Annotated in this window: 5 protein-coding genes and 3 pseudogenes; 4 read left to right on the forward strand and 4 right to left on the reverse strand. The window is 68.7% G+C overall.

Going from position 1 to position 7,568, the window contains the following annotated elements:
* Nucleotides 1-252 precede the first annotated feature (252 nt).
* Nucleotides 253-1,044: a class II aldolase/adducin family protein gene (locus AB0L75_RS41520; protein ID WP_365191474.1), complete on the reverse strand. Its 792-nt coding sequence runs from the start codon at nt 1,042-1,044 to the stop codon at nt 253-255.
* A gap of 498 nt (nt 1,045-1,542) precedes the next feature.
* Between AB0L75_RS41520 and AB0L75_RS41525 the strand changes: the two genes are divergently transcribed.
* From AB0L75_RS41525 to AB0L75_RS41535, 3 genes and pseudogenes are all read left to right on the forward strand, one after another.
* Complete coding sequence (locus tag AB0L75_RS41525; protein WP_365191475.1) at nt 1,543-3,018, forward strand: MFS transporter; 1,476 nt, start codon at nt 1,543-1,545, stop codon at nt 3,016-3,018.
* Nucleotides 3,019-3,348: 330 nt separating this feature from the next.
* Nucleotides 3,349-4,010 (forward strand): annotated as a pseudogene (locus AB0L75_RS41530) (IS5 family transposase).
* Nucleotides 4,011-4,579: 569 nt separating this feature from the next.
* A pseudogene (locus tag AB0L75_RS41535) lies at nt 4,580-4,798 on the forward strand (hypothetical protein); the annotation flags it as partial.
* 17 nt (nt 4,799-4,815) lie between these two features.
* Here the strand turns inward: AB0L75_RS41535 and AB0L75_RS41540 are convergent.
* Nucleotides 4,816-5,316, reverse strand: coding sequence for a hypothetical protein (locus AB0L75_RS41540; protein WP_365191476.1), 501 nt, complete (start codon nt 5,314-5,316; stop codon nt 4,816-4,818).
* Nucleotides 5,317-5,732: 416 nt separating this feature from the next.
* Nucleotides 5,733-6,142, reverse strand: a pseudogene (locus tag AB0L75_RS41545) (mobilization protein); the annotation flags it as partial.
* Between the two features lie 221 nt (nt 6,143-6,363).
* On the opposite strand from AB0L75_RS41545, the gene AB0L75_RS41550 reads away from it, so the two are divergent.
* Nucleotides 6,364-7,308 (forward strand): hypothetical protein, encoded by a 945-nt coding sequence (locus tag AB0L75_RS41550; protein WP_365191477.1) that lies wholly within the window; start codon nt 6,364-6,366, stop codon nt 7,306-7,308.
* A gap of 17 nt (nt 7,309-7,325) precedes the next feature.
* Here AB0L75_RS41550 and AB0L75_RS41555 read toward each other — a convergent pair.
* On the reverse strand, nt 7,326-7,568 hold a 243-nt coding region (locus AB0L75_RS41555; protein ID WP_365191478.1), incomplete at its 5' end, for an adenosylhomocysteinase.

Consider the following 7,568-nt stretch of genomic DNA (forward strand, 5'->3'; position numbering starts at 1 on the left):
TCTGCCTGCCGGTGGTCCGGTGGGTCGTGCCGGACGGCAGCGGCCGGGGCGAAGGAGAGCGAAGAGCGAAGAGGCGTCGGCCGGTTCGCGGCCTGCGAAGCGGGAGCACACTTCACACTTCGGTCGGTCGGGAGCACCTGTGGATGTCGTTCGGCCGAGCGGCGCGCGGTGGGGCTGCCCCGCGGTCGCCGGCCGGACGCGCCGTCAGTCGGCCGCGCCGTCAGTCGAGCATGTCGTCAGTCGGCCGTGCCGTCAGTCGAACATGTCGCGTTCGGTCCGGACCATCTGGTCCCGCAGCGGCTGGAAGTTGATCCACGCCATGTCGTCGTTGCCGATCTGCTTCCTGGCGGCCGTGGCGGTCTCGTGGTCGATGTGGATCACGTCACCGGCGGCCTTCGCCAGGAGTTGCGCCTGGCAGGAGCGTTCCATGGTGATGAACCACCATGCGGCGGCCTCGACGGAACTGCCGACGGTCAGCAGGCCGTGGTTGCGCAGGATCAGCGCCTTGTACCCACCCAGGGTCTCGGCGATGCGCTTGCCCTCTTCCAGGTCGGTGACCACACCGTTGTAGTCGTCGTAGAGCGCGTGGTCCTCGTAGAACGCGCAGACGTCCTGGGTGAGCGGCTCCAGTAGCTGGCCCAGGGCCGAGAGGGCCTTGCCGTGGAGGGAGTGGCTGTGGGCGGCCGCGACCACCTCGGGGCGGGCCCGGTGGATCTGAGAGTGGATGACGAAGGCGGCCTCGTTCACGTGGTAGCGGCCGTCGACCACCTCGCCCTGGTCGTTGACGAGAACCAGGTCGCTGATCCGGATGTGCTTGAACGACATCCCGTACGGGTTCACCCAGAAGTGGTCCGTGTGCTCGGGATCCCGGGCCGTGATGTGCCCGGCCGTGCCCTCCTCGAAGCCGAACCTGCCGAACAGGCGGCAGGCCGTGACCAAGCTTTCCTGCCGGTGCCGCCGCTCTTCCACCGGATTCTCGGACGTTTTCGGCCACCGGAACTCTAGTTGATCCCGGGGTATGGGTTTCAGGTCGGCAAGACTCATTTCTGGCCCCCGTTTTGAATGCACTGAAGCGGAGTGACTCGTTGTCATCTCGCCCGAGTCTTCGGCTCCGCACCGGCAACCAGGGTCACCGATTGCCTTGTGAAAAGTGTTCCCACACCCGCTGGCGCCTGTCAATGCCCAAGATCCATTAGCGTGTTCGCCCCGCCGGACAGCCGACGCCAGGACGGCGAGAAATGGACCAGCCGGGATCGTGCGGTGGCTGTTAGGCTCGCCGGGGCGCTCGATCGGTTTCCGGCCGGTTTCCCGCGCCACAGGCAATTCACGTCTTCTCCGGTGCCTGCATTGACGCGGCTCTCGGCCCCGTAATCACTCCTCCCCTTCGCCTCCGCGGTGGTCGACCGCGTGCTGTGCGACGCCGGGAGCGGGGCGGCGCGTGCACACGGACCGGATGCCGACAGGGGGCTGGATCAGCAGTGTTGACAGCATGACGGCGCGGTCGACCCGGTGCGGGCGACGGGTGGTGATCGCGTGACCGGCATGAGCACGCCCCGGCAGACCCTGCTGCCGAAGGCCACCGCGAACCGCCCGGACTGGCGCTCCCGGGCCGCGCTCGGCACCATCCTGCTGGGCCCCTACCTGGCGATGCTCGACCTGTTCATCGTCAACATCGCGGCGCCGTCGATCCAGACCCAGCTGCACGCGAGCTTCGCCTCCGTCCAACTGGTCATCAGCGGATACACGGTGGCCTTCGCCATGCTGCTGGTGACCGGCGGGCGCCTCGGCGACATGGCGGGCCGGCGCCGGATGTTCGTGATCGGCATCGCGTGCTTCGCGCTCACCTCGACCGCCTGCGCGCTCGCGCCGTCCGTCGGGGTGCTCATCGCGATGCGGGTTCTCCAGGGACTGAGCGCGGCGCTGATGCTGCCGCAGGTGCTGGCGCTCATCCAGGTCCTCTACCCGCCGGCCGAGCAGCGGCGGATCCTCGGCTTCTACGGCGCCGCCATGAGCTGCGGATCCATCAGCGGCCAAGTGCTCGGCGGCCTGTTGATCCATGTCGACGTGGCCGATCTGCAATGGCGGGCGATCTTCGTCGTCAATCTGCCGTTCGCCCTGGTCGCGCTCGCCGGCGCCGTCCTCCTGCCGAGCGGCGCCGGTGCCGGTGCCAGCCCGCCCGGTGCCCCTGTGCGCTTCGACCCGGTGGGAACGCTGCTGCTGTCCGGCGCGGTTCCGCTGCTGCTGTGCCCGCTGGTCTTCGGCGCCCAGTACGACTGGCCGATGTGGGTGTGGCCGACGCTGGCCTGCTCGGCCCTGATGTTCGCGCTGTTCTTCCGGTGGGAGTCGGGCCTGTCCGGTGACGGATCGGGCGCGCTGCTGCCGATGCGCCTGTTCCGGCTTCCCGGCTTCGCGGGCGGGCTGCCCACCGTGATCGCCTTCTACTGCGGCCAGACCGGGTTCTACCTGGTCCTCGCCTTCTACCTGCAGGACGGGATCCACCTCTCGCCGCTCACGGCAGGCCTCGACTTCCTCCCCCTCGGTGTGGTCTTCGCGACGGCGTCCCTGCTCTCGCGTGCGCTGGTCGACCGGTTCGGCCACCGGGTGCTGCTCTGCGCCATCGCCACCATCGTGGCCGGGCTGTTGCTGATGCTGCTCGGCCTGGGCCACGGCAGCCATGCCGACCAGGCCCTGCGGATGCAGCCGGGGCTGCTGCTCTGCGGACTGGGCCAGGGACTTGTGCTGCCCTCGCTGCTCGGCATCAGCCTGCGCGGAGTACCGGCCGACCAGGTCGGTGCGGCGTCCGGAGCAGTCCTGATGACCTCTCAGGTCGCGGGAGCACTGGGCGTGGCCGGGGTGGGGGCGGTTTTCCATTCCGCCCTCGGGACCGGGGCGTACGAATCGGCCTTCAAAGCCGGTGTCATCGCACTGGTCGTGATCGAGGTGGCGGGTTTCCTGCTGCTGGCTCGACTCGGCCGCAGGGCCGCCGCCGCCCCCGATTCCCAAAGAGCCATTAAATGACGGGCTTTGCGGAAGCATTGCTTTCTTCACAGGAAGAGGATTGGCCGGAACTTTTCGTCCCGCCGACCGGACCTCTTCGACACCGACCCCGAAAATCGTGAGGGCTCTTCGACTTTTCCCACTGTGGCCGGTTCCGTTCTACGGCTCGCGAGTGAGTTCGTGTATTTGACGCATGCCACCCCCGGTGACCCGATACAGTGTGCCGACACAGCCGCGGAGACCGGCTGGCGGTCGAGGCCCCCTCCTGGGACGGGTCCGCCACGGGCCTGAGAACTCCTAACGCAACGTGGGTTGCGGTGTCCTTCGGTGGGGTGTGCCGGTTGTTTGGGTATGGCCAATCGAAACCCTCAACCATGGCTGGTTGACGACGAGTTGTGGTCGCGGATCGAGCCGTTGCTGCCGACGTCATTGCCTGGGCGCCGGCGGCCGGGGCGGAAGAGGGTGCTGGACGAACTGCGGGCCGCCGACCGTCTGGACCTGTCGCGGGCGGTGATCGACAGCTCCCACATCCGGGCGCTCAAGGGCGGCCCAGAACCGGCCGGAGCCCGGTCGACCGAGGTCGGCCGGGCTCCAGGCACCACGTGATCTGCGACGCCACCGGCATCCCGCTGGCCGTGACCCTGACCGGCGGCAACCTCAACCACATCACCCAGCTGATGCCCCTGCTCGCAGCGATCCCACCGATCCGCGGCACACGCGGCCGACCCCGCCAACGACCGAAGGAGGTCTACGCCGACCGCGGCTACGACCACGACTGCTACCGCCGCCAGGTCTGGGCGAAGGGCATCAAACCCATCATCGCCCGCCGCGGGATCGCCCACGGCTCCGGACTCGGAACCAAGCGGTGGGTCGTGGAACAGACGATTGCACTGCTGCACTGGTTCGGCCGCCTGCGCATCCGCTGAGAGACTCGCGACGACATCCACGAGGCGTTCCTCAAACTCACCTGCTCACTGATCTGCTGGCGACGCTTGCAAACTACGTTGCGTTAGGAGTTCTTACTCATGGGCCGCCGGACAGGCTCGAGCCCTGATCGAACCACTTGCGCCCCAGCCGCTGACGACCCGGGAGAACGTCGGCCCTGCCCTGGAGCCGGAGGAGTACCACGACCTGTTGTTCCACCTCGGCACCCAGACGGGCCGCACCACCCGTGCGTACATCGAAGGACTCGACCCCGCCCTGGGCATGGCCTGCCTGTACGACCCCCGACGCCGGCACCGCCTGGATCCAGCGGACAGGCCACCTCCACCACACCAGCACCGACGCCAGCGCCGACGTCCTTCAAGCCCTGGTCACTGGGTGGGGGCGGCCCAGGACGGCCGGGCATCCCCGACCACTACGCGATCCTCGAACGCACCAACACTGACGCGCTGCTGTTCCACCCGGTCCAGTGGCACCACAACACCGAGTATGCGTAAGAGGTTCACATGTCGAACTGGGCCCCGGCCCAAGCCGGTGCCCTGCTCGACGTACCTCGGCGCTACTGGCGGGCAAAGGGGCAGCTCAGAACGGCAACCGTCGGACAGGCAGAGGGTTCCTCCTGGGCAGGGGGTTACGGCACCACCTCATGGACGACCGCTGGCACCACGGCGTCGAGACGGCCGTGGACGCCACGCTCGTCGGCCGCTACTACGAACGCTTCACCGGCCACGCCGTAGCCGTGGCCCAACGCGTGGTCTTCCTCGTCACCGGCGAGCACGCGGACGACCTGCTCACCCACCCGCCCACCACCACTGACCCCCGCCTGCTGGCCACCCACGACGCCGTGCACGGCCAGTAATAAGCGAGAGGAGTGAGTCAGCAGTTGCCCGAAGCGCCGAACCAAGTCGAACCGTTGGCGTAGTTGTGCATCGTGCCTGCCGCCCAGCAGATTTGGTAAACGCGGTTTTGCAGGGACGCATATGCGCCCCATATATCGGGGTTGGCGGTGTGGATGTCTGTGGGCCATATGGTGTAGACGTTCTTCGTCCCCGTATCTGCTCCGAGTGTGGCATACGTCTGGCCGGTGCTGTCCTCCATGGAGACGTAGATCTTCGTCCCCGAGTAGGTGTTCCGGAAGTTTTCGTCCCACTGGAAGTGCGCCTGGACTTGACCGCCTCCACCGCAGAAGGGCTGGAACTGCTGCTCCACCTGTCCGGCGTACGCTCCGTAGGCGCGCAGGTTGCCAGGGCTGCCGATGTCGGTCCACCCGCCGCAGGTGGTGGCGGCGTTGGCCGTGCCAGCGGAGCTGACGACGCCGGTGGTGGCGAGTGCGAGTGCCGCGGCCGTGGCTGCGGCACAGCGCTTGAGCTTGCGCATGGTATCCCCCGTCTTCGTCGTTACTGGCAGGGCGCGACTGTAGGTCCATCCGAAGACGCTCCGACAGCACGGAATCAGCCATGCCACTAACTGAAATGGCCCCCTCGAAGCACCGCGTCCCTGTCCTCAACCCGGACAGCGCGCGAGGGGTCGCGGCACAGACACATCGACCCCTCGACTTCTCCGTGGGGTCCGGCGATGGCGCCGATGACGACACTGACGACGGCGCACACAGTGATGCCGCCGGCGATGCTCACCCAGGTGACGGTTCCTTGGCCGACGGCGTCGTGCTGGTGGGCTCGCCCATCAAGGACAAGGCCCGCGTATCGCGCGGCGACGGTGGAGCGAACGTGGCGAGATCGCCCGTGCTGGTCCATGGGCTGCGTGGGCGCCGTGCCCGAATGCACGGTTCGGGTCTACTGCCCGACGATCGAGGCGCCGTTGATGGTGGTGCGGCGGCGAGCGGCTTCGGCTCGGCGACGGGGTATCGGTTGCGGCCGGTTTGCTGGATGCGGGTGATCAGTAGGTGGGCGGGTTGGCGGGCGGTGGTCAGTTCGCGTTGGGCGGCCGCCTTCTTGAGGAGCTGGTGGGGTTGGTGGCCTCGGGTTTCGGCGTCAGCGAGGACGGTGGCGAGTGCCGGCCAGGCCGGGTCGGCGAGGGTCCGTTCGGCGTGGTCGGGGACGGCCGCTCGTACGTCGCTCGCGAGAACGCGGCGGGATTGATCCCTGGGCGGTCGGGCTGTGAGTTCGGCGAGCGTCGGGGCAAGGGCTCGGCCGGCGGCTGTCTGGAGGTGCTGGACGGCTTTGCGGGCGGCGTCGGCTTGGTGAGGGACGGTCCACTCTCGGCCGCCCCGCCGGGAGCCAGTTGTGAACATCTTGTGACGATCCACTTGCTTCCCTCGGCGCCCCATCGATGGGATGTTTACCGGTCGGAGCGGCCCGTGGTGGGCCGTGGGGAGGGAACGGGGTGGACACCTTGATGCGGCGACGACACCGCACCGGCAGCGACAGAACCGCCGGACGGGCTCAGGGAATCGGCAGGACCGGCGTGAGTGGCACGGCGCGGCGCCGGGCGGCGGTGACGGCCGCGGCGCTCGCCATGGCCGTACCGCTGACCCTCGGCGCCGCGGCAGACGCGGGGGCGACAGGGGCGGCAGCGACAGCAGGGGCGGCAGGGGACCCTTCGATCGTCTTCGCCCGCTACACCGCGGCCGCGTCCATCGAGGACCTCTACGCGGTCTCCCCCGGTGGCGGCACGCCCGTCAAGCTCACCCACACCCCCACCGTCAGCGACGTGATGCCCAGCTGGTCGCCGGACGGCAAGCGGGTGGCGTTCGCCCGCTACGGCTCCGGCGGTGCCATCAACGGCATCTGGACGATGACGGCCACGGGTACCGGTCTGAAGGCCGTCCCCGGCACCAAGGACGCCACCGACCCGGCGTGGTCCCCGGACGGCAAGCGGATCGCCTACGACAAGCCGGTCGGCAGCCAGCGCGAGATCTATGTGGCCGACATCGACGGCACCCACGTCACCCGGCTCACCCACACCGCGGCGGACGACCTCCATCCGACCTGGTCCCCGGACGGGCAGTACCTGGCGTTCAACCGCGCGGACGCGAGCGGAAACAGCAGGGTGATGCGGATCCGGCTGTCCACCCTGGCCCAGACGGCGGTCACCGCGGCCGGCTCCCACGACTGGGCGCCCGACTGGTCGCACAGCAACCGGATCGCCTTCAGCCGCGTGGACTCCTCGGGCTTCGCCCACCTCTACCTCGTCCGCCCCGACGGCACCGGAGTGCACCGCATCACCGCGGCCCGCCTCAACGACAAGAACCCCTCGTGGTCCCCGGACGGCAGCCGCCTGGTCTTCACCAGAGGCGGTACCGACGACGCGGACCCCGAACACCTCTTCCTGGTACGGGCCGACGGCACCGCGCTGACCCAGCTCACCAAGACCGACTCGCACGACCTGGAGGCGGACTGGCGCCCGTAGGGCGCGAGTCCGCTGGCTCAGTAGCGGTAGTGGTCCGACTTGTACGGGCCTTCGACCTCGACGCCGATGTACGCGGCCTGCTCCGGGCGCAGCTCGGTCAGCTTGACACCGAGCGCGTCCAGGTGCAGGCGGGCGACCTTCTCGTCCAGGTGCTTGGGCAGCACGTACACGCCGGTCGGGTACGCGTCGGGCTTGGTGAACAACTCGATCTGGGCCAGCGTCTGGTCCGCGAAGGAGTTGGACATCACGAACGACGGGTG

The sequence above is a fragment of the Streptomyces sp. NPDC052101 genome (assembly GCF_040680235.1).
Classification (GTDB): domain Bacteria; phylum Actinomycetota; class Actinomycetes; order Streptomycetales; family Streptomycetaceae; genus Streptomyces.